23 protein-coding genes are annotated in these 22,345 nt (G+C 67.5%); 3 read left to right on the plus strand and 20 right to left on the minus strand.

The genetic code is table 11. The features are described from left to right. Positions 1–42: 42 nt before the first annotated feature. The 13 genes from AC1AYD_RS07610 to AC1AYD_RS07670 form a co-directional block, all read right to left on the minus strand. Positions 43–1,236, minus strand: coding sequence for a cysteine desulfurase family protein (locus AC1AYD_RS07610; protein WP_101622703.1), 1,194 nt, complete (start codon positions 1,234–1,236; stop codon positions 43–45). 14 nt (positions 1,237–1,250) lie between these two features. Continuing rightward, positions 1,251–2,165 carry a nicotinate-nucleotide diphosphorylase gene (locus AC1AYD_RS07615; protein WP_101622702.1) on the minus strand — a complete coding sequence of 305 codons (915 nt, stop codon included), beginning with the start codon at positions 2,163–2,165 and terminating at the stop codon, positions 1,251–1,253. Between the two features lie 23 nt (positions 2,166–2,188). Continuing rightward, positions 2,189–3,829: an L-aspartate oxidase gene (nadB, locus tag AC1AYD_RS07620; protein ID WP_476544916.1), complete on the minus strand. Its 1,641-nt coding sequence runs from the start codon at positions 3,827–3,829 to the stop codon at positions 2,189–2,191. Positions 3,830–3,857: 28 nt separating this feature from the next. Next, complete coding sequence (nadA, locus tag AC1AYD_RS07625; RefSeq protein WP_476544918.1) at positions 3,858–5,138, minus strand: quinolinate synthase NadA; 1,281 nt, start codon at positions 5,136–5,138, stop codon at positions 3,858–3,860. Between the two features lie 106 nt (positions 5,139–5,244). Next, positions 5,245–6,063 carry an NUDIX hydrolase gene (locus AC1AYD_RS07630; RefSeq protein WP_165784922.1) on the minus strand — a complete coding sequence of 273 codons (819 nt, stop codon included), beginning with the start codon at positions 6,061–6,063 and terminating at the stop codon, positions 5,245–5,247. 82 nt (positions 6,064–6,145) lie between these two features. Continuing rightward, complete coding sequence (gene scpB / locus AC1AYD_RS07635) at positions 6,146–6,718, minus strand: SMC-Scp complex subunit ScpB (protein WP_101622699.1); 573 nt, start codon at positions 6,716–6,718, stop codon at positions 6,146–6,148. Next, positions 6,715–7,614, minus strand: coding sequence for a segregation and condensation protein A (locus AC1AYD_RS07640; RefSeq protein WP_476544919.1), 900 nt, complete (start codon positions 7,612–7,614; stop codon positions 6,715–6,717). Before AC1AYD_RS07640 ends, scpB begins: the two co-directional genes overlap by 4 nt. Positions 7,615–7,623: 9 nt before the next feature. Then, positions 7,624–8,463, minus strand: a complete 840-nt coding sequence (locus AC1AYD_RS07645; RefSeq protein WP_476502333.1) for a ParA family protein — start codon at positions 8,461–8,463, stop codon at positions 7,624–7,626. 37 nt (positions 8,464–8,500) lie between these two features. Further along, the gene (gene xerD / locus AC1AYD_RS07650; RefSeq protein WP_476544920.1) at positions 8,501–9,436 is read right to left on the minus strand and encodes a site-specific tyrosine recombinase XerD; all 936 of its coding nucleotides are present in this window, start codon (positions 9,434–9,436) and stop codon (positions 8,501–8,503) included. Between the two features lie 119 nt (positions 9,437–9,555). Continuing rightward, a complete protein-coding gene (gene rplT / locus AC1AYD_RS07655; RefSeq protein WP_034526019.1) occupies positions 9,556–9,939 on the minus strand; it encodes a 50S ribosomal protein L20 in 384 nt (127 codons plus the stop codon). Between the two features lie 52 nt (positions 9,940–9,991). Continuing rightward, positions 9,992–10,189, minus strand: coding sequence for a 50S ribosomal protein L35 (rpmI, locus tag AC1AYD_RS07660; RefSeq protein ID WP_034526016.1), 198 nt, complete (start codon positions 10,187–10,189; stop codon positions 9,992–9,994). Next, entirely contained in the window at positions 10,170–10,889 is a 720-nt protein-coding gene (gene infC / locus AC1AYD_RS07665) for a translation initiation factor IF-3 (RefSeq protein WP_034526013.1), read from the minus strand. The genes rpmI and infC overlap by 20 nt, the downstream gene beginning before the upstream one ends. A 122-nt stretch (positions 10,890–11,011) precedes the next feature. Then, positions 11,012–12,928 carry a spermidine synthase gene (locus AC1AYD_RS07670; RefSeq protein WP_476544922.1) on the minus strand — a complete coding sequence of 639 codons (1,917 nt, stop codon included), beginning with the start codon at positions 12,926–12,928 and terminating at the stop codon, positions 11,012–11,014. A gap of 39 nt (positions 12,929–12,967) precedes the next feature. Here AC1AYD_RS07670 and AC1AYD_RS07675 point away from each other — a divergent pair, with 39 nt between their 5' ends. The 3 genes from AC1AYD_RS07675 (at position 12,968) to ybaK (ending at position 15,597) form a co-directional block, all read left to right on the plus strand. Continuing rightward, positions 12,968–13,717: a thiamine diphosphokinase gene (locus AC1AYD_RS07675; protein WP_034526011.1), complete on the plus strand. Its 750-nt coding sequence runs from the start codon at positions 12,968–12,970 to the stop codon at positions 13,715–13,717. 217 nt (positions 13,718–13,934) lie between these two features. Beyond that, positions 13,935–14,993, plus strand: coding sequence for a type I glyceraldehyde-3-phosphate dehydrogenase (gene gap, locus AC1AYD_RS07680; protein ID WP_034526007.1), 1,059 nt, complete (start codon positions 13,935–13,937; stop codon positions 14,991–14,993). 94 nt (positions 14,994–15,087) lie between these two features. Continuing rightward, a complete protein-coding gene (gene ybaK, locus AC1AYD_RS07685; protein ID WP_476502327.1) occupies positions 15,088–15,597 on the plus strand; it encodes a Cys-tRNA(Pro) deacylase in 510 nt (169 codons plus the stop codon). 151 nt (positions 15,598–15,748) lie between these two features. Here ybaK and pyrE read toward each other — a convergent pair whose 3' ends face one another. The 7 genes from pyrE to pyrB all read right to left on the minus strand — a co-directional run bounded on the left by pyrE (position 15,749) and on the right by pyrB (position 22,227). Next, positions 15,749–16,450, minus strand: coding sequence for an orotate phosphoribosyltransferase (gene pyrE / locus AC1AYD_RS07690; protein ID WP_476502326.1), 702 nt, complete (start codon positions 16,448–16,450; stop codon positions 15,749–15,751). Positions 16,451–16,489: 39 nt separating this feature from the next. Further along, positions 16,490–17,461 carry a dihydroorotate dehydrogenase gene (locus AC1AYD_RS07695; protein ID WP_476502325.1) on the minus strand — a complete coding sequence of 324 codons (972 nt, stop codon included), beginning with the start codon at positions 17,459–17,461 and terminating at the stop codon, positions 16,490–16,492. Further along, the gene (locus tag AC1AYD_RS07700) at positions 17,449–18,276 is read right to left on the minus strand and encodes a dihydroorotate dehydrogenase electron transfer subunit (RefSeq protein ID WP_476544924.1); all 828 of its coding nucleotides are present in this window, start codon (positions 18,274–18,276) and stop codon (positions 17,449–17,451) included. The genes AC1AYD_RS07695 and AC1AYD_RS07700 overlap by 13 nt, the downstream gene beginning before the upstream one ends. Before the next feature lie 55 nt (positions 18,277–18,331). Further along, complete coding sequence (gene pyrF, locus AC1AYD_RS07705; protein WP_476502323.1) at positions 18,332–19,279, minus strand: orotidine-5'-phosphate decarboxylase; 948 nt, start codon at positions 19,277–19,279, stop codon at positions 18,332–18,334. A 93-nt stretch (positions 19,280–19,372) separates the two neighbouring features. Continuing rightward, positions 19,373–20,821, minus strand: a complete 1,449-nt coding sequence (locus AC1AYD_RS07710) for a dihydroorotase (protein WP_476502322.1) — start codon at positions 20,819–20,821, stop codon at positions 19,373–19,375. 9 nt (positions 20,822–20,830) lie between these two features. Then, positions 20,831–21,265 carry an aspartate carbamoyltransferase regulatory subunit gene (locus AC1AYD_RS07715; RefSeq protein ID WP_476502321.1) on the minus strand — a complete coding sequence of 145 codons (435 nt, stop codon included), beginning with the start codon at positions 21,263–21,265 and terminating at the stop codon, positions 20,831–20,833. Next, entirely contained in the window at positions 21,265–22,227 is a 963-nt protein-coding gene (gene pyrB / locus AC1AYD_RS07720; protein ID WP_476502416.1) for an aspartate carbamoyltransferase, read from the minus strand. The genes AC1AYD_RS07715 and pyrB overlap by 1 nt, the downstream gene beginning before the upstream one ends. Between the last annotated feature and the right edge of the window lie 118 nt (positions 22,228–22,345).

Genomic DNA, 22,345 nt, shown 5'->3' on the forward strand with positions numbered 1-22,345 from the left:
CCGTCGCCATGGCCCCTACTGTACAACCGCACGTGCCGGGCGTCACCGCCGGGTGAGCTCCGTGTACGATTCCTCCAACGCGAGCGAGATCCGTTCGACCTCCTCGCGGGTGAGCGGTTCACGGAACGTCATGCGCAGCGCGGTCTTCGCGACGGAGGGCTCGAATCCCATGGCGAGCAGCGTGGCGGGAATCTCATGCCGTCCGATCGCACATGCGGAGCCGGACGAGGCGGCGATGCCGCGCGCGTCCAGGTCGACGAGCAGCGCCTCGCCGGTCACGCCGGGGAAAATGAACGACGCATGCCCGGGCAACCGTCGTTCCGGGTCTCCGGTGAGTTCGGCCCGCGGCACGACCCGCCGCACCGCGTCGATGAGCATGTCCCGCGAGGCGACGAGCTCCCGATAACGGGCGGCCATGCGCCGGTTCGACGAATCCAAGGCGATGGCGAGCGCGACCGCGCCGGCCACGTTCTGCGTGCCGGAGCGCAGACCGCGTTCCTGTCCGCCGCCGGAGAGCACCGGTTCGATGGGGGTGCGCCCGCGCACGAGCAGCGCGCCGAGTCCTTTGGGCGCGCCGAACTTGTGCCCGGAGACGCTCAGCGCGTCCACGTCCCAGTCGCGCATGCGGATGGGGATGAGTCCTGCGGCCTGCACGGCGTCGACGTGCACGGGCACGTCGTGCGCGTGTGCGATCGCCACGATCTTCTCCACGGGTTCGACGGTGCCGACCTCGTTGTTGGCGAGCATGACGCTGACGAGCGCGGTCCGTCTCCCCGCCTCGCCGTCGAGCGCCCGTCCGAGCGCGTCGAGGTCGAAGTGGGCCTCGTGGTCGACGGGGATGCGCACGACGTCGAAGCCGAACCAGCGTGCGAGCCAGTCGGCGGACGCGGAGACGGCCGGATGCTCGATTGATGAGATGACGATGCGCGGGTGCTCTCCCAGCCGTCCCATCCTCGCCATGGCGATGCCTTTGACGGCGAGGTTGTCGGATTCGGTGCCGCCGGATGTGAAGATCACATCGTCCGGTTTGGCGCCGAGGCCGGCGGCGAAGGAGGCGCGGGCCGCGTCGAGGGCGCGGGCGGCGGTCTTGCCGGGCTGGTGCACGCTTGCCGGGTTCGCGTATGCGTCGGTGAGGAACGGGGTCATCGCGGCGATGACGTCCGGGCCGACCGGTTCGGTGGCGGCCGCGTCGAGGTAGAGTTCACCGGGTTCCCGTGTCGCGGCACCGCCGTCCATCTGTTCCGTCCCGTTCATCGCAGCCAGTCCAGTCCGAGGTCGATGGAACGCACGGAGTGGGTGAGCGCGCCGACGGAGATCACGTCCACGCCGGTGGCGGCGACGGCGGCGACGCGTTCGAGCGTCATGTTGCCGCTCGCCTCGACGATGGCGCGCCCGTCGATCGCCTCGACGCCGCGGCGCGTGTCGTCGAGCGTGAAGTTGTCGAGCATGATGGTGTCGGCACCGCCGTCCAGCACGGCGGGAATCTGGTCGGGCCGGTCGACCTCCACCTCGATGTGCGTGGTGTGCCCCACCTGTTCGCGCACGTGACGGATCGCGCCGGCGAGGTCGATGCCGCGGGCGGCGAGCGCGGCGAGATGGTTGTCCTTGAGCATGACCGCGTCGGACAGACCGTAGCGATGGTTGTGCCCACCGCCGCAGACGACCGCGTGTTTCTCGAACGGTCGCAGTCCGGGCGTGGTCTTGCGTGTGTCGACGATGCGCGTGCGCGCGTAGCGGCGTGGACGGGTCACCCCGGCGTCCGTCCCGCCGGATCCCATGTATCCATCCTCGTAGATCGCGTCCACGGCGGCGACGAATGAAGCGGTCATCGTGGCGATGCCGCTCATGCGCTGCGTGAAGTTCAAGGCGACGCGTTCCGCGGTCAGGAGGCTGCGCACGGAGCCGGAGACGACGGCGAGCGCCTGCCCGGCCTTAAAGCTCTCGCCGTCGCGGATGGCGGGTTCGACGGTCACGGTCGGGTCGAGCGTGGTGAAGGCGGCGGCGAACACGTCGATGCCGCTCATCACGCCCTCCTCGCGTGCGACGAGCCGGGCGGCACCGGTCTCGTCGGCGGGGATGGTGGTCTCGCAGGTCACGTCACCATAGGGTGCGTCCTCGGCGAGCGCCGCTTCGACGGCGGCGTGGATGGTCTGTTGCGTGAGCATGAGGCTCCTTATCGCTTATCGGCTTATCGCCTGACGTAGGCGACGGAGTGCGCCCACTCGTCGCGGGGTTCGGGGAAGTCGGTGCGGGCGTGCGCGCCGCGCGATTCGGTGCGGGCGAGTGCGGCGGTCGCGGCCACGTATCCGACGGTGAGCATGTCGCGGTTCTCGAGCGCGGTCACGTCGGCATCGCCGGCGGTCGGGGCCGTCGCCGCGTGCGCGTCCGCCGCGGCGAGTCCGGCGCCGAGCTCGTCGACGGCGTGCGTGAGTCCGCTGGCGTCGCGCAGCACGCCGACGCCATGCCACATCGTGTTCTGGATGCGCGTGCGGTCCCATGCGTCCCCGGCGTCCGCGCGGTCGTCGGTGTCGATGTCGGGGCCGGCGGCGGGCGCGGCGAGCGCGACCGGCGGCTCGTCGAAGACCTCGCCGGTCGCGGAGTCGAGCAGCGGCTGCGGGTCCCACGTCGCGTCGTCCGTGTCGTGCACGGCGGCGAGTCCGGCGCGGCGGCCGTAGACGAGTCCTTCGAGCAGCGAGTTGGAGGCGAGTCGGTTCGAGCCCATGACGCCGGTGCGCGCGCATTCGCCGGCCGCGTAGAGTCCGGGGATGGAGGCGCGCGCGTCGAGGTCGGTGCGGATGCCGCCCATGTAGTAGTGCGCGGCCGGAGCGACGGGGATGGGCTCCTTGCTCCAGTCGTAGCCGAGCGAGCGCGTGTACGCGTCGATGGTCGGGAAGCGTTTGGCGAGGAACGCGGCGAGGTCGGGGTGTTCGGCGCGCATCGGGGAGACGTCGAGCATGACGGGCCTGCCGCCCTGGGCCTGCATGACGCGGAAGTTCTCGCGGGCGACGACGTCGCGCGGCGCGAGTTCGGCGCGTGGGTCCACGTCCTTCATGTAGCGGCGCCCGTGTTCGTCGAGCAGGATGGCGCCTTCGCCGCGCACGGCTTCGGAGACGAGGAAATGCTCGCCGACGGCCATCGCCGTGGGATGGAACTGGTAGAACTCGAGGTCGGCGACCTGTGCTCCCGCGCGCCATGCGGCGGCGAGTCCGTCGGCGGTGGCGACGATCGGGTTCGTGGTGTACGGGTACATGCGTCCCGCGCCGCCGGTGGCGAGAATCACTCGACCGGAGGGCAGGGTGACGTCCCGCCCGTCCTCGAGCAGTCGGACGCCGGCGATGCGGCCGTCACGCACGACGAGGTCTTTGAGGAACGCGTGTTCGACGATGTGGATGCGCGGGTTCGCACGCACCATGGCGGACACGTCGAGTTCGAGGATGCGTCCGGTGGCGTCTCCCCCGGCGTGCACGACGCGGGCGCGCGAGTGCGCGGCCTCGAGCCCGCGCAGCATGCGGCCGTGCGCGTCGCGGTCGAAGCGCACGCCGGCTGCGGCGAATTCGCGTACGCGGTCGGCGCCTTCGCGCGTGAGGATGTCGACGGCCTTCGGGTCGCACAAGCCGTGTCCGGCTGCGATGGTGTCGGCGGCGTGCAGTTTCGGGTCGTCGTCGGCGAAGATGGCCGCGGCGATACCGCCCTGGGCGTGGTAGGTGTTCGATTCGACGAGTTCGGTCTTGGTGACGAGCGTCACGTCATGGTCTTCGCCCGCCACGGCGAGCGCGGCGGACAGTCCGGCCACGCCCGCGCCGATGACGATGATGTCGGTGTCGTTCATTGCGGTTGCCTTGATTCTTGCGTGTCGTTCACAGGTGGACGCGCAGCATGCGTTCGAGCGCGACCTTGGCCTCGCGGGCGGTGCCTTCGTCCACGGTGATGCGGTTGACGACGTTGCCCTTCTCGAGGTTCTCCAGGGCCCATGCGAGGTAGGCGGGGTGGATGCGATACATGGTGGAGCAGGGGCAGACGACCGGGTCGAGGCAGAACACGGTCTTGTCGGGGTGCTGGGCGGCGAGGCGGTTGACGAGGTTGATCTCGGTGCCGACGGCGATGGCGGAGCCGGCGGGCGCGTTCTCGATCTCCTTGACGATGTACGCGGTGGAGCCGGTGCCGTCGGCGGCGTCGACGACCTGCATCGAGCATTCGGGATGCACGATGACCTTGACGCCCGGGTACGCTTTACGGGCGCGTTCGATCTGCTCGACGGTGAAACGCTGGTGCACGGAGCAGAAGCCCTTCCACAGGATCATCCTCGCGTTCGCGTAGTCGGCGGGGTCGGCCGCGCCGCCCTGCGCCTTGAACGGGTCCCACAGGGGCATCTCGCTCAGCGGGACGCCCATGGCGCGCGCCGTGTTGCGTCCGAGATGCTGGTCGGGGAAGAACAGGACGCGGCGGCCGCGGGCGAACGCCCATTCGAGCACGGCGTGCGCGTTGGACGAGGTGCATACGATGCCGCCGTGACGGCCGCAGAACGCTTTCAGGGCGGCGGACGAGTTCATGTAGGTGACGGGGACGATCGGCTGCAGGCCGTCGACGTCCGGCTTGGTGCCGCAGATCTCGCCGAGCTGCTCCCACGCCTCCTCGACCTGGTCGATGTTGGCCATGTCGGCCATCGAGCATCCGGCGGACAGGTTCGGCAGGGTCACTGTCTGTTCGGGCGTGGAGAGGATGTCGGCGGTCTCGGCCATGAAGTGCACGCCGCAGAACACGATGTGGTCGGCGTCGGGGCGTTCGGTCGCGTTTTTGGCGAGTTGGAAGGAGTCGCCGACGAAGTCGGCGTGCTCGATGATCTCGTCGCGCTGGTAGAAGTGGCCAAGGATGAGCAGCTTGGAGCCGAGGCGGCGCTTCGCGTCGCGGATGCGCTGCTGGAGCTCCTCGTCGGAGGCGTTGCGGTACTCATCGGGCAGCACCTGTTGGCGAGGCGCGTTCTTCGGCAGGCGGTCAAGCATGGAGGCGCCGGGGCCGTAGCTGGGGCGGGTGGTGTCGAAGTGCCACGGGTCGAGGGTGAGTCCCGCGTCGCAGGTGCTTTGCGCGCCGAGACGCGCGATGATCTCGTCGACGGAGGGCGCGGTGAATGTTGCGGTCATGTTCGTTCCTTTTTTGGGTATGCTTCGCCTCCCCGGGCGCGCGGTTTGCGTCGGGGTTCGAAAGCGGAGGTGATGATTGCGGAAAAGAAGGAGGGCGGAATCCGTCTCAACGCGCGAGCGCGGACATCGGATCGTCATCCACGGAGGCGGGCGGCGGATCAGGTCCGGGGATCGTACCGGTCGTGTCCGGGTGTTCACCGTCCGTGCGGCCTTCGTCGGCCTTCAGCCAGTCATACGGATTCCATGACGTGGAGGCGGCGGCCACGTACCGGTAGACGGCGGCTGGCCGGTGATTGCCGACGCGTTGCTTGACGCCGGTGTCTTCGAGCTCGCCGGAGGCGAGGATGCGGCGGCGGAAGTTGGCGAGGTCGACCGGTTCTCCGGTAACGGCCTCGACGACGTCGTGCAGTTGGCTGAGCGTGAACGTCTCGCCGACGAGGCGCGCGGCCACATCCGGGTAGGCGATCCTGGTGCGCAACCGCCATAGCGCGTAATCGATGATCGCCTTGTGGTCGAAGGCGAGCTCGGGCAGGTCGTTCTCGGGGAACCAGCGGACGTTGTCGGCTTCGACGAAGTCCTTCGCCTCCGCGGTGCCGACGAGCGCCCAGTAGACAATGGACACCATCGGCAATCCCCCATGGGATCGGCCGAGGTCGCCGAACGTGTACAGCTGTTCCAGATACCGCGGGTGCAGCGTGGTGGTCGATTCGAGCGCGGCGTATGCCGACTGTTCGAGTGACCGGTTGGCGGTCAGACCGCCGCCGGGCAACGCCCATGCTCCGAGGAACGGCTGACGCACGCGTCGCACGAGCGGCAGCCACAGGCGACTGCGCCCCGTCGAATCCTCGCCCAGGGCCAGGATCACGACGGATACGCCGACCTGCGGCGGCGCGAGCCGTCGTTCGGAGACATTGCCGATGCCCATCGTCCACTTCCGTCCGATTATGGTTTTCGTTGACGGTGCATCAGCATAGCACTACTTATAGTCAAACCGACTATAAGTAGTGCTACAGGTGGATGCCGCTGGCGTCGGCGGTGACCTCGCCGACCGAATCAGGCAGGAACGGGGCGAGCTCGGGCAGGTCGTCGAGCGAATCGAACCCCATCTTCTCGAGGAACAGGTCGGTGGTGACGAGCAACGTGGCCCGGGATTCGGCATCGACCCCCTGGCTGCGTACCAGTCCGCGCACGATGAGCGAGCGAATCACACCATCCGAGTTGACGCCGCGAATCGCGGAGATCTGCGCACGCGTGACCGGCTGCCGGTAGGCGATCACGGCGAGCGCCTCCAACGCGGCCTGACCGAGGCGCGCGGTCTGGCCGTCGGTCACGAACGCGGAGACGACCGGCTCGTACACGGCGCGGCTCGCGAACCGCCATCCTCGTGCGGTGCGGCGCAGTTCGAACCCCCGTTCCGCCACTTCGTAGGCGTCTCGCAGACGTTCCAACGCGTCGTTCACCGTCTCCTCGTCCACGCCGAGCACGCGCGCCGCATCGGCCGGCGTCAACGGCTCGTCGGCGACCATGAGCATCGCCTCCAGGCACGCCTTCAATCCGCCTGGAAACTCCTCCACGTTCATGCGAAATCCCTTTCGTCGATTGATACGGCATCCACGTCCTTGAGCACCACGGCGCCGTCCGTACCCTCGTCCGCGAACGAGGGCTGGTCCGGCATCCATCTCAGATGAAGCGCCTCATATGGTCCGGCCTGACGGAACTGCACGGAACCCTGTTTGAAGAACATGAGAACGGCGAGAAAACGTCCCACGACCTCCGCGCGCCCGTCCGCGTCGGCGGCGAGCTCGGCGAAGGTCATCGACCCGTCCTCGCCCAATGCGCGCAGCCTGTCGCGCACCAGCGCGGCCTGCGTCTCGAGGTCGACCAGCGGCACGTGCAGCTGGCGGGTGCTCACCGTCGTCGCCGGCACGTCGGCGAACACGCGCGCGGCGATCGACGCGAGGTCGTCGGCGCCAATCGTCCACACGAGCTCCGGCAACATGGCCGTGATCGATTCGTCGAGTTCGCCGGGATGCGGGAAACGCCCCCTGTTCGCGGCGATGCGTGCGCGGAACTCGCCGGCCGCCTGTTTGAACGCCCGGTACTGCAGGAGCCTCGCGAACAGCAGGTCGCGTTCGCGCAGCGCCTCCATGCCGAGCTCGTCGCGTTCGCCGGACAGGTCGGCGGGCAGCAGCGCCGCGCTCTTCGCCTCGACGAGGATCGACGCGACGTCGAGGAACGAGCTCGCCTCGTCCATGTTCGCGGCGAAGTCGAGCCCGCGCACGTAGGCGAGGAACTCCTCGGTGATCGCGGAGAGGGACACCTCGGTCAGTTCGAGCCGACGGTTGGCGACCATGCCGAGCAGCACGTCGAACGGGCCGGAGTACACGTCGAGGTTCACGGTGAAACCGGCGGGCGACGACGACGCGGCCGGCTCCCCCGCCGCGGCCGGATCCGACGCCGCCGCGGTGGTGCGCATATCGTCCATTCAGGCGATGACCCCGTTGGCGACGAGTTCGCGGGCGACCTCGCGATACTCCTTGCTGGTCTTGTGCTGCGGCGCGAAGATCGTGATCGGCGCGGCCGCCACGGTCGAGTCGGGCAGTTTGATGGAGCGGGAGATGACGGTGTGGAACACCTTGTCCTGGAACGCCTCGTAGATGCGCTGCATGACCTCCTCGCAGTGGAGGGTGCGCGTGAACATCGTGATGAGCACGCCGTACACCTTGAGCGAGGGGTTGATGCGGCTCTGCACCTTCTCGATGGACTGCATGAGCAGGGCGACGCCGCGCAGCGCGAAGAACTCGGCGGCCACCGGGATGATGACGCCGTCCGCGGCGGTCAGCGCGTTCACGGTGAGCAGGCCGAGCGACGGCTGGCAGTCGATGATGATCACGTCGTATTCGTCGCGCAGGGGCTTCAGCACCTGGGCGAGGATCTGCTCGCGCCCCACCTCGGTGACGAGCTGCACCTCGGCGGCGGACAGGTCGATGTTCGCCGGGATGATGTCGAGGTTCTCGAAGGCGGTATGGCGCACCACCTCGTGCACGTCCATGCGGAAGTCGAACAGCGCGTTGTAGATGGTCTTCTCGACGGTGTTCGCGTTGATGCCGAGGCCCACGGTGGCGGCGCCCTGCGGGTCGAAGTCGACGATGAGGCATTTGCGCCCGTACTGGCTCAGCGCGCCGGCGATGGAGATGGAGCTGGTGGTCTTGCCTACGCCGCCCTTCTGGTTGCACATGGCGATGACCCTCGCCGGGCCGTGCTGCCGCAACGGTCCGGGGGCGGGAAAGGTCTCATACTCGCGTCCAAGCATATCGGTAGGCATATGGTTTACCTTATCATCATTGGTGCGCCAATCCGGCTCATCGCGCGCGGGGATGCGCGGTCAGATACGTCTCGATGAGGTTCTCCGGACTCACGTGGGTGTAGATCTGCGTGGTGGTGACGGAGGCGTGGCCGAGCAGCTCCTGCACGGTGCGCACGTCCGCGCCGCCCTGGATGAGATGCGTGGCGAACGAGTGGCGCAGCGTGTGCGGGTGCAGCGGACGCGTGATGTGCGCGCGCTCCCCGGACGCCTTGACGACCTCCCACACGGATTGGCGCGACAGACGCCTCCCCCGTTTGTTGAGGAACACGGCCCGTCTCTCGGGCCTGCCGGAACGGTCGCGCGCCTCCAACGCGGGCCGGCCGAGGTCGAGGTAGCGCGTCATCGCCGTGCACGCGTAGCCGCCGACCGGCACGAGCCGCTGCTTGGAGCCTTTGCCCATGAGACGTGCCACATGCTGGTCCGCCAGGTCGATGTCGTCGAGGTTCAGGCCCACCGCTTCGGAGACGCGGCATCCGGTCGCGTACATGAATTCGAGCAGCGCCTTGTCGCGCAGCATGACCGGGTCGTCGCCGGCGGTCGGCACCGCGTCGAGCAGACGCGCCACCTCGTCCACGGTGAGCACGTCCGGCAGCGTGGAGGTCCCCTTCGGCGCCTTCACGTCCGCGGAGACGTCCTCGCCGACCTCATGCCGGCCGAGCGCGAACCGGTGGAGCTCGTGCACGGCGGCGAGACGGCGCGCCTTCGAACGCGCGGATTCGCCGTCCGCGTCCAATGCGGCGACGAAGTCCTCCACGTCGTACCGCGTGACGCCGCGCAGGTCCGTCACGCCGCGCGAGCGCAGGAACGCGACGTAGCGCGCAAGGTCCGACGAGTATGCGGCGACCGTCGCCTTCGCGAGCCCGCGTTCCACGTCGATATGCGCGGAGAACTGCTCCAGCAGCCTTCCGAATCCGTCGTTTCCGTCGGTCACGATGCTCCTCCCGTACCCCCGTATCGTCCGATCATATCGGCGATGCCGTGCGGCATCCCGTCACAAACACGAAGACCCCGCGCGTGCGGGGTCTTCGATCAGGATTCGCGTCAGCGGAATCAGGCGGCCTTCGGGGCGTTCACGTCCTCCGGAAGGGCGGCCTTGGCGGCCTCGACGATGGCCTTGAAGGCATCGGCGTCGGAGACGGCGAGCTCGGCGAGGGCGCGACGATCCAGCTCGATGCCGGCGAGGTGCAGGCCCTGGATGAAGCGGTTGTAGGTAATGCCCTCGGCGCGGACGGCGGCATTGATGCGCTGGATCCACAGCTTGCGGAAGTCACCCTTGCGGGCCTTGCGGTCGCGGAAGTTGTAGTTGAAGGAGTGGAGCAGCTGCTCCTTGGCCTTGCGGTACAGACGGGAGCGCTGGCCGCGGTAGCCGGAGGCCCTCTCGAGAACGACGCGACGCTTCTTGTGGGCGTTCACTGCGCGCTTGACACGTGCCATATTTCTATTTCCTCAGCTTTCTGAAGTTTGCAGGTCTTGTCTCTGGTCAGGCTCAGCGGGCGCCCAGAAGGCGGTTGAGCTTCTTGGTCTGCGGCGTGGGCAGAACCTCGTCGGCCTTCAGCGCGCGGCGCTGGCGGGCGGACTTGTGCTCGAGGTTGTGGCGCATGGCGCTGCCGGCCGCCATCAGCTTGCCGGTGCCGGTGCGGCGGACGCGCTTGGAAGCGGCGGAATTAGTTTTCATCTTCGGCATTGCTGCCCTCCTTGTTGGTGTGCTTCTTGGAAGTCGTGGCGGAGACCGAGGCCTTCGCCTCCGCGGCGGCCTGCGCCTGCGCCTCCTGCTTGGCGGCGAGACGCGCGGCCTGTCGGGCCTGGCGCTCGGCGCGGGATTCGGCGCCGCGGCGTCGCTGCTCGGACTGGGTGTGCACCTTCTTGCCCTTGGGCGCAAGCGTCATGATGATGTTGCGGCCCTCCTGCTTGGGCTTGGACTCGACGGTGCCGTACTCCTCCACCTCGGCGGCGAGACGCTGCAGCAGTTCCACGCCGCCGATCGGGCGGGACTGCTCGCGGCCGCGCAGCATGATGGTGACCTTGACCTTGTCTCCGCCGTTGAGGAAGCGGACCACATGGCCCTTCTTCACGTCGAAGTCGTGGTCGTCGATCTTGAGGCGGAAGCGGATCTCCTTGATCTCGGCCGTGTTCTGATTGCGGCGGGCCTCGCGGGCCTTGATCTTCTCGTTGTACTTGAACTTGCCGTAATCGATGAGCTTGGCGACCGGAGGCTTCGCGTTAGGCGCCACCTCGACGAGATCGAGGTTCGCTTCCTTCGCCAGGTTGAGGGCGACCGAGGTCGCGATGACTCCCACCTGTTCGCCGTTCGGGCCGATCAGGCGCACCTGCGAGACGCGAATCTCGTCGTTAATGCGTGGTTCGTCGCTGATGATGACTCCAATCCTCTGATTTCCGTTGCGGAGCCCATCCGTAAGACCTCATACCGTCTCGATTCCATGGCATGCCGAGACAGGCGCTGTACACGCGCTGCATCACATCGGACGTTCCTGACGTCGCTCGCGCATCACCCGAGGATGCGCCGGCCATTGCCGTGGACCCGAGGCCGTGAAAGGCTTCCAGGTGGGGTTGCCCCGCTTTCTTGATTTCTCAAGCCAAGTGGAGAGTCTACCACACCCCCGGACATCGCCGCCCTGCGTGTCGCGGGCGGACGGGGACGCCTCACCGCATCTCGCGCAGCAGTCCGCCGACGCCTTCCCTCTTCAGGATGTCGCGGTACGGCCCCGCCTGTTCGGCGATGATGTTGTCGATCGCCCGCATGCCGAGCAGTTCGACGGGCGCGTGGTCGTCGGTGAGAATCAGCGACCGGTCGCCGGAGCCGGTCGACGGGGTCGCGCACCGGCGTCATGCGCGAGGCGACCTCGCTCATGTACGCGGCGAGCGCGCCGTCGTGCGTGCGCTCCCACGCCGCGGCACGGAGCGCCGTCGCCTTCACGTCGTCGCGCATGCCGCTGCCGACCGGTTCGGGGACGGTGGCGATGCCGCCGGTGCGCCGCCATGAGTCGCTGCATCCGTCGTAGCGTTTGAGCTCGGCGGCGGTGGGCGCCTTGGCGAACAGTTCGCGGTTGGTGGTGCCGGGCACGTCGGCCGTGTAGGTCGTGCCGCTGCGGCACGCGCCGTCGAACACATTGGCGATGGTGGTCTGGAGCGCCTCGTTGATGGAGCCGCGTCCGTCGGAGACCATGTTCATGTTGACGACCATCACGCCGCCGGGGTTGAGATGGTTCCTGACCATCGTGAAGAACTCGTCGGAGCTCATCTGGAACGGGATGGTGATGTCCTGGTACGCGTCGACCATGATCACGTCGTATCGCTCCCGGGACGCGGCGAGCCACGCGCGTCCGTCGTAGGTGGCGACGGGCACGTCGTCCGGCTCGTCGAAGTATTCGCCGGCCAGACGCGTGATCTTCGCGTCGATCTCGACGCCCTGCACCGTCATCTTCGGGTAGTAGCGCCTCAGTTGCCGCGCGTAGGTGCCGGTGCCCATGCCGAGGACGAGCGCGGATCGCGCGTGGTCGGCGAGCGCGGGCGCGGCAAGGGCGGTGTCGTAGTACATGCCGGTGAGCCCCCGGTCCTTCATCGTGACGGACTGAACGCCGAACAGCACCTTGGTGGACAGGATGGTCCGGTCGGAGAGGTTCTTCACCTGCAGGTAGTTGTAGATGGATTCGCCCTCGTAGGCGAGCGTCGAGGAGTTCTCCCAGAACGCGAACCCGCTCATCGGCGAGAGCACGGCGGAGACGGCGAACACGGCGGCCGAGACGGCGCAGGCGACGCGTCTCGCCCGCATCGAGACGAAGTAGACGATCGGGATGGCGAGCAGGAGCCCGGAGAAGACGAGGAACGTGACGAACGTGCCGACGGCGGGGATGGTGACGAACGTGGGCAGGAACGTGCCGAGGATCGAGCCGATCGTGTTGCATGCGGACAGCCGGCCGACGACGGACGCGTTGTCGTCGAGCGAATCGGTGGCGAACTTGTTGAGCCCGGCGGTGACGGTGCCGAGGAGGAACAGCGGCGGCACGAAGACGACCATGCAGCTGGCGAACGCGGCGATGACGAGGAAGTTCGTGGAGACGGTCACGATGAGCAGTCCGGAGACGAGGAGGACCACGTATTTGCCGACGAGCGGGATGAGCGCGATCCACACGGCGGCGGCCATGATACGCAGGTACAGCTTGTCCGGGTCCGGATCGCGGTCGGCCCACTTGCCGCCGAACACGGCGCCCAGGGCGAGCGCGATCATGATGGTGCCGATGATGATGGTCCATACGATCTGCGAGCTGGAGAAGTAGGGTGCGAGCAGGCGCGACGCGCCGAGCTCGGCGGCCATCACGGCCATGCCGGAGAAGAATTCGGTGACGTACAGGAACGTTTTGGACTTGAGAATCGGCCGCTCGCTCGCCGCTGTTTTCACTGCCATGGGACGAACACTAACGCGCCTCGCGTACACTGGACCGGTATGTGTGCGGATATCGAGGGACGCGTATGCGTCGTGTTCGCGGCGGGCGAATATTACGCCTCGCCTGACTATCGGCCGATCGTCGTGCCGGGCGGCGCGTTCGTCGTCGCGGCGGACGGCGGGCTCGACCATGCACGCGCGGCGGGCGTGAGCCCGGACGTGGTGGTCGGCGACTTCGATTCGCTTGAGGGAGCGCGTCCCGCCGCGGGCGCGGACACGATCGCGCTGCCGCCGCTCAAGGACGATCCGGATCTGCTGAGCGCGTTGAAGGTGGCGTGGTCGCGCGGCTGCCGCACGTTCCACGTGTACGGCGCGCTGGGCGGCCGCATCGACCACACGCTCTCCGCGATCCGGCTGATGGCGCTCGTCGCGCATCACGGCGGCATCGGCTTCCTGCACGGCGACGGCACGATCGTGACGGCGATCTGCGACGCGCGTCTCGACTTCCCGGCGAACGACGTGGCGGCCGGGCACATGGTGTCGGTGTTCTCACATTCCGACGTCTCGCGGGGCGTGAATGAACCGGGACTCAAATACGAGATGCTCGACGGCACGCTCACGTCCGACGCGGTGCAGGGCGTGAGCAACGAGTTCCGTCCGGGAGTCCCCGCCTCGGTCGGCGTGCGCGAGGGCACGCTCGTCGTCACGTTCCCCGCCGAGGCGCCGATGCCGCGCGTGGCACGGCGGCACGCGTTCGGCGGCGACTTGGGTACGCTGGACACGCGCGTCTCGCCGCTGCTGCGGGGCTGACGACGCCTGCGTCGCGCTTTCGCCACGCTCCCGCCGCCGATGCCCGGACGCCCTGACGCCCCTCATGTGAACGCTCACGGAATTTTCGGGATTTTCGGCTGAAACACGATGGAAGACGTTGCGTTTCGTACAGACGACGCACTAGAGTGGTCGATGTTGGTAAACAATGGCTCCGGCGTGCCCAGCGTGCCGGCGTCACCCTACAAGGGAGAATTACATGACAGTTAAGATTGGTATCAACGGCTTCGGTCGCATCGGTCGTCTCGCCTTCCGTCGCATCTTCGAGCTCCAGGCTCGCGGCGGTCAGGCCGGCGACATCGAAGTTGCCGCCATCAACGATCTGACCACTCCGGCCACGCTGGCCTACCTGCTGAAGTACGATTCCACCCACGGCACCTTCCGTCACGACGACGGCACGCCGGTCGACGTGAAGGCCACCGAGGACTCCATCGTCGTCGACGGCAAGGAATACAAGGTCTACGCCGAGAAGGACGCCAACAACATTCCGTGGGTCAAGAACGACGGCGTCGAGTTCGTGCTCGAGTGCACCGGCTTCTACACCTCCGCCGAGAAGTCCCAGGCCCACCTGAACGCCGGCGCCAAGAAGGTCCTGATCTCCGCCCCGGCCAAGGACGACGTCACCCCGACCGTCGTGTTCGGCGTGAACCACGACATCCTCAAGGCCTCCGACAACATCGTGTCCGCCGGCTCCTGCACCACCAACTCCATGGCCGCCATGGTCAAGCTGCTGGACGAGAAGTTCGGCATCAAGGCCGGCTTCATGACCACCATCCACGCCTACACCGGCACCCAGATGCTGCTGGACGGCCCGCGTGGCACCAAGTCCGGCCGCAACCTGCGCGCCGCCGGCATCAACACGATTGCCCACTCCACCGGTGCCGCCAAGGCCATCGGCAAGGTCGTCCCGTCCGTCAACGGCAAGCTGCAGGGCCACGCCCAGCGCGTGCAGGTCCCGGACGGCTCCGTCACCGAGCTGACCACCGTCCTCAACACCGAGACCACCGCCGACGAGATCAACGCCGCCTTCAAGGCCGCCTTCTCCGACACGGACTATTACGGCTACAATGATGAGGGCATCGTCTCCTCCGACATCCTCGGCGACACCCACGGTGGCGTCTTCGACCCGACCCAGACCGACGTCAACACCATCGACGGCGTGACCCTGGCCCGCACGGTCTCCTTCTACGACAACGAGTACGGCTTCACCTCCAACATGATTCGTACCCTGCTGTACTTCGCCGAGATCTCCGAGTGAGCCCACGCGGATTCGTCCGCATCGCTTCACCGCTGATATGAGGTGAATGGAACCCCCGCCCTTCCGGCGGGGGTTTCTTCGTATCATGGGAGCCATGGCGAAGAAAAAGAAGCATGAGAAAGGCGCCGGTTCCACGCCGGCCACCGTGCAGCTGGAGAAGGCGGGCGTCGCGTTCACGCCCTACGAATACGAACATTCGAACGACCACATGGACGACGGCTACGGCGTGGAGGCCGCCAAGAAGCTCGGATTCGACGAGCATCAGGTGTTCAAGACGCTGATGGCGGACACTGGTTCGGAACGCGTCGTGGGCGTCGTGCCGGTGTCCGGCCACATGGATCTCAAGGCCCTCGCCGCCGCGGTGGGCGCGAAGAAGGCCGCGATGGCCGACCCGAAGGTCGCGATGCGCGAATCCGGCTACGTCGTCGGCGGCATCTCCCCGCTCGGCCAGAAGACGCATCACAAGACGGTGCTCGACGAAAGCGCCCTGCAATTCGACACGATCCTCGTCTCGGGAGGCAAGCGCGGCTTCTCCGTCGGCGTCTCCCCCACCGATCTTCTCCAGGTCCTCGACGCCACCGCCGCCCCCATCGGCACCTGGTGACCGTTCACCCTCCGACCGTTCATCTCCCAGCTCCCCCTTGAGGGGGAGCTGTCCGCGAAGCGGACTGAGGGGGTGTCTCGCGCAACGAATGAGGCTCCTGCCGCCCGGTGTCACGGGCGGCAGGAGCCTCACCGATTCGATATCCCGAACGTCACGCGCCGTACTGTTCGAGATACGCGTCGGCCGCGGCCTTGATGGCGTCGGTCACATACGGCTCGCCGGAATCGGTGAGGATCGAACGTCCCGCCTCGAAGATCTCGCGCACGTTCGCGATGGCGAACACCGGGAAGCCGAACTCGGTCTCGACGGCCTTCACCGCGGACAGGTCGGAGTCCTTGGTCTTCTCCATGCGGTCGACGGACAGCACGAGGCCCACGACCTCGACGTCCGCCTCGGCCTTGAGCTTCGGGATGACCTCGCGCACGGCGGTGCCGGCGGTCATCACGTCGTCGACGAGCAGCACCTTCATGCCGTCCTTCAGCTGGGTGCCGACCATCATGCCGCCGTCGCCGTGGTCCTTCTTCTCCTTGCGGTCGAACGTGTAGCCGACCTCCATGCCGTGGGCGGAGGTGAGGGCGATCGCGGTGGACACGCCCAGCGGGATGCCCTTGTACGCCGGTCCGAACACGGTGTCGATGTCCTTCGGCAGGTTGCCGGCCTCGATTTCGGCGGCGATCTTCTCGGCGTAGAACGCGCCGAGCGTGGCGATCTTGCGGCCGTCGTCGAACGCGCCCGCGTTGATGAAGTACGGGGACTTGCGTCCGGACTTCAGCGTGAAGTCGCCGAACTTGAGCGCCTTGGATTCAAGCAGGAACTGCGTGAATCGGATGTCGAGCGATGCGTTGTCGGTCATGTCTTTTCCTTCCTTCGTTGCGGAATCGGCCAATGCCGCTCAGCGCCAGGTCTCGCCGGCGGCGAGCTTGGCGGCGAGTTCGGGACGGTCGTCGAGCAGGTCGTCGAGCTCGCGGGCCACGCGCAGCGGCGCGACCGGGTCGAACAGGGCGGCCGCGCCCACCTCGACGGCGTTCGCGCCCGCATACAGGTATTCGAGCGCCTTCTCGCCGGAGTCGATGCCGCCGATGCCGATGATCGGGATGTCAGGCAGCACGGTGCGCGTGCGGTAGACGGCGACCAGGCCCATCGGCAGCACGGCCGGACCGGACACGCCGCCGGTCGTGTTCGCGATAATCGGCTCGCCGGTGCGGATGTCGATGCGCATGCCGAGCAGCGTGTTGATCATGCTCAGCGCGTCGGCGCCGTGTTCGACGGCGGCGCGCGCCGGCACGGTGATGTCGGTCACGTTCGGCGTGAGCTTGATAATCATCGGCTTGTCGGTCATCGGGCGCAGACGGTCCATGAGCTTGGCGAGCGCGACCGGATCGGTGCCGACGCTCATGCCGCCGTGCGTCACGTTCGGGCAGCTCACGTTGATCTCGAGCATGTCGGCGTCGGAGTCGGCGAGCTTGGCGACGACGGCCGCATAGTCGTCGTCGCAATGTCCGGCCACGTTGGCCACGACGGTGGCGCCCGCCTTCTTGAGCTTGGGCAGGTCGTCCTCGAGATAATGGTCGACGCCCGGGTTCTGCAGGCCGACCGCGTTGATGTTGGAGGCGGGGCCCTCGGCGGTGCGCGGCGACGGGTTGCCCTCCCACGGTACGGGCGAGCAGCCCTTGGTGGAAACGGCTCCCAGCTGGCTCACGTCGTAGAACCAACGCACGGCCGCGTACTGGAAGGTGCCGGAGGCGGTGCCGACCGGGTTCTTCCAGGTGACGCCCGCCACTTGGGTGGAGTGCTTCCACTCGTGGGCCTCATACAGGTTGATGTGGTCCGTGTGCTTCGCGTCGGTCATGTTCACTTCCCCCATCCGAGCTGTTCGCGGGTGAACACCGGTCCGTCGGCGCACACCTTGAGTCGTCCGTCCACGGTGTCCACGGTGCACAGCACGCAGGTGCCGTAGCCGCAGCCCATGCGCTGCTCCATGCTCAACTGGCAGGCGAGGTCGCGTTCCGCGGCCCATGCGGCGACGGCCTTCATCATCGGCAGCGGTCCGCAAGACAGGATCACCGTGTCGAGTCCGTCGACGGTGAGTCCGCCGTCGGCTTCGAGCCGGTCGAGCAGGGTGATGACGTTGCCTTCCGACTCGTCGATGCTCACGGTGGTATCGGCGTACGGCTCGACGAACTTGTCGGCGAAATGCTCGTTGCGGTAGCCGAACACGGCGGTGGTGCGCGTCGCTGGGTCGTCGGCGAGACGCTGCGCCGTGTAGATGAGCGGTGGCACGCCGAGGCCGCCGGCGACGAGCACGTAGTGGGCGGCCGTCTTCGTATGGAACGGGCGTCCCAGGGGGCCGAGCACCTGGATCGTGTCGCCGGCCTTGAGCTGTGCGAATCCGGCGGTGCCCTTGCCGACGACGGCGAAGATGACGCTCACCTCGTCGTCATGCGTCTCGCTCACGCCGAACGGGCGCGGCATCGGCATCATCGGGTCGTCGGTGAAGATGTTCACGAACTGCGCGGGGCGTGCGTGCTCGGCGATGTACGGGTCGCGGAAGGTCAGCCGGACGACGCCCGGCGCGGGTTCGGTGACGTCGGTGACGTCGACGGGATGGCGCGGCGGGAAGAATCCCGCGGCGACGGCCTCGTTCACCACGTCATAGGTCGGAGTGAAGGTGGCGCTCATGGTGCTCCTTACGTTGGTCGGTGGTCGGTCTGTTTCGGTGTTGCGGATCCGGGGGCTACAGCACGGCGCGCAGGTCGTCGCGCATGCGGATGGCCGCGTCGCGCGCCGTCTCGTCGACGAGCGCGAGCGCGTCGTCGGCGGACATGGACGGGTTGTAGCGTCCGTCCTTCTTCCATGCGCCGATGATGCCGCGCGACGAGTTGACGATGGCGCCGGAGCCGTCCGCGTCGAACATGCCGCGCACGTCGGCGGCGGTGCCGCCCTGGGCGCCGTAGCCGGGCACGAGGAAGAACGTGTGCGGCATGCGCTTGCGCAGCGCCTTGCCCTCCTCGGGGTGGGTGGCGCCGACGACCGCGCCGACGCGCGAGTAGCCGTGCGTGCCGATCGAGTCGGCGCCCCAGCCTTCGACGAGGTCGGCGACACGCTCGTACACCTTCGATCCGTCGGCGAGGTCAAGCATCTGCAGCTCGCTGGACGAGGGGTTGGAGGTGCGCACGAGCACGAACAGGTCCTTGTCGCTTTCCTTGGCGGCGTCGACGAACGGGGTGATGCCGTCGGTGCCGAGGTACGGGTTGACGGTGACGGCGTCGACCTTCCATGGGTCGAAGCCGTCCACGCCGGTGAGCATGTGCGCGTAGGCGGCGGCCGTGGAGCCGATGTCGCCGCGCTTGGCGTCGGCGAGCACGTACAGGCCGCGGCTGGCCGCGTAGTCGCAGGTCATCGTGTACACGTCGACGCCGGCGGGGCCGAGCGCCTCGTACATGGCGATCTGCGGCTTGACGGCGGGGACGATGCCGGCGACGGCGTCGATGATGGTGCGGTTGAACTCGTAGAAGGCGCTGGCGAGCTGTACGGCCGGCGCTTCGGCGGGGTCGTCCACCGAATCCCTGACCTCCTCGGCGAGTCCCGCGACCACCTGCGGCGGCACGAGCGCCTCGGTGGGGTCGAGTCCGACGACGCTCGGGTTCTGCGTCGCCTCGATGGCGTCGATCAAGCGGTCCATGCGTTTCCTTTCGTTGAAGTCCTTATCGTTCACCCCGGCCCCCGCTGGCGGGGGCCGTCACGCAGTGACTGGGGGTGGTTGTCGGAAAGCCCGTCACAGTCGGCTGAACACCATCTCGCCGCCGATGATGGTGGCGAGCGGACGTCCGGTCACCTTCCATCCGCCGAACGGGGTGTTGCGCGCCTTGGAGTGGAAGGCCTCCGGGTCGACGGTCCAGTCCTGGGACGTGTCGAGCACGACGAGGCCGATGCCGGTCGTGTCCTTCACCGCGCCCAAGTCGAGCACGCGCCTGGCGTCCGGTTCGCGCGAGGCGTCGGTCTCGCGGTCGAGCAGCGCGGTCACGTCGGTGGCCTCATGGCCCATGAGACGCATCGGTTCGACGCTCATCAGTTCGATGAGGCGTTCGTCGGAGATGTATCCGCCGTCGACGAGGGTCTTGTGGCACACGCCGTACGCGCATTCGAGGCCGATGATGCCGTTGGGGGCGTCGAGGAAGCCGAGCCCCTTCTCCGCCATGGTGTGCGGCGCATGGTCGGTGGCGAGCAGGTCGACGGTGCCGTCGGCGACGGCCTCGCACGTGGCCTTGCGGTCCTCCTCCGAGCGCAGCGGCGGGTTCATCTTGGCGAGCGTGCCGTACGTGAGCAGCGCCTCGTCGCTCAGGGAGAGGTAGTGGGGCGCGGTCTCGCAGGTGACCGGCAGACCCTCGGCCTTGGCGGCGCGGATCGCCTCGAAGCTGCCGGCGGTGCTCACGTGCTGGAAGTGCACGTGCACGCCGGTCTCGCGCGCCTTGGCGATGTCGCGCGAGACGATTCTGAGCTCGGTGTCCTCGGGGATGCCGGGCACGCCGAGCTTGCGCGAGACGGGACCCTCGTTCACCGCGCCCGTGTCGTGGTGCTCGCAGTGCTCGATGAGCGGCAGGCCGGACTCCTTGGCGAGCGCGAACACCGCATCAAGCGTCTCCGGGGTGACAGCCGAGCCGTCGTCGCTGATCGCGGTGACCGGATGCGCGAGCTGGTCGGCGTCCTTGGTCTCGTCGCCGACGCCCGGCATGTGGCGGCGCCAATGTTCGAATTCGGTGGCCTCGCGGCCGGCGCGGCCCTTGGAGGCGCACACGCACAGGTCATAGCGCACGGGCAGCGTCACGCCATGGTCCGCCGAGTAGTGCTGCAGGAAGTCGATGACGTCGTTCCTGCCGGAGGACAGCACCTCGTCGGCGCCGGGGGCGTCCCGGCCGACAATCGTCTCGCCGTCCATCGCGGGCACGGTGTTCGGCATGATGAGGACGTCGGTGTATCCGCCGGAGGCCGACGCGGCGCAACCGGTGACCATCGACTCCTTGTAGGTCTGGCCGGGGTCGCGGAAGTGCACGTGCGGGTCGGCGAATCCGGGCGCGAGCGTGAGCCCGGTGGCGTCGATCTCGAGTCGCTCGAACCCGGCCGCGCCGGAGCGCTCCCCTTCCAGGACGGATCCCGCGGCGAGCGGCACCTTCACGTCGATGATCTCGTCGGTGTTCCACACCTTGATGTTGCGCAGCGTCGGCATATCGGCTCCTTACAGTTTCGCTTCCTCGTCGCAGTAGTCGCAGCGGTACTCCTGGCGCTCGGAGTGCGTCAGGTGGAACATCTGGTCGATGCCGCGTTCGGTGGTGGTCACGCAGCGCGGGTTGCGGCAGGTGAGGATGTTCACCACGTGTTCGGGCAGCGTGGGCGTCTTCTTCTCGACGATCCTGCCGCCGCGCACGATGCCGACGGTCGCGGTGCGCGCGACGAGGCCGAGCACGTCGAGGTCGATGGACGGACCCTTCTTGCCGTCCTCGTCCTCGATCTTGATGATGTCCTTGCGGCCATACAGGTGGCTGTCGGTGTTCATGATGAGGGCGAGCTTGGTCTTCGCCGGGTTAATCTTCAGGTAGTCGAGCACCTTCAGCGCGGTGCCGGCGGGCACGTGGTCGATGATGATGCCGTTTTGGATGCTGGTGACCTCCATCAGGCCTGGACCTCCTTGTTCTCGAACGGTTCGTAGCCGGGCAGCTCGTCGCCCATCACCGTGCTCTCGAGCGCCATGCGCATGAGCATGCCGTTCTTCACCTGCTCGAAGTAGGCGGCGCGCGGGTCGTCGTCGACCTCGACGGCGATCTCGTTGATGCGCGGCAGCGGATGCAGCACGGCCATGTCCTTCTTGGCGTGGGCGAGCTTGTCCTCGTCGAGGATGTACGTGTCGCGAAGACGCAGGTAGTCGTCCTCGTTGAAGAAGCGCTCCTGCTGCACGCGGGTCATGTACAGCACGTCGAGGTCGCCGATCACGGAGACCAGGTCCTTGACCTCCACGTAGGAGCAGGACGGGGTGGCGTCGATGCGGTCGAGCACGTACTGCGGGGTCTTGAGCTCGTCGGGGCTGATGAGCACGAAGCGAACGTTGCCGAAGCGGCACAGCGTCTCGATGAGCGAGTGCACGGTGCGGCCGAACATGAGGTCGCCGCACAGGCCGACGGTCAGGTCGGTGACGCGGCCGAAGCGCGACTGGAGCGTGGCGAGGTCGGCGAGCGTCTGCGTGGGGTGCATGTGGCCGCCGTCGCCCGCGTTGATGACGGGCACGGAGGCGGCGCGGGAGGCGACGAGCGCCGCGCCTTCCTTCGGATGGCGGATCGCGACCACGTCGACGTAGTTAGACACGGTCTTCAGGGTGTCGGCGATGGATTCGCCCTTGGAGACGGAGGCGAGCTGCGCGCCGGCGAAGCCGATCACCTTGCCGCCGAGACGCAGCATCGCGGTCTCGAAGCTCAGACGCGTGCGGGTGGAGGGCTCGTAGAAGAGCGTGGCCAGCACCCTGCCGTCGCAGGTGTGCGCCACCTCCCTGCGATGCGCGTCGATGTACTGCGCCTTGTGCAGCAGATCGGTGATCTGGGGGATGGAGAGATCGTCGAGCGAGATGACGCTCTTGCCGAGCATCGGCGTCTCCGCCGGTTCCTGTTCAGTTGACACGGCTCACCTTTCGTGTGTGAAACGGACAAGGTGGCCACTAACGTGACCTATCCGACTATAGACCATTTCTCCGACGCACGCCGCA

The sequence above is a fragment of the Bifidobacterium sp. LH_426 genome, assembly GCF_056356875.1.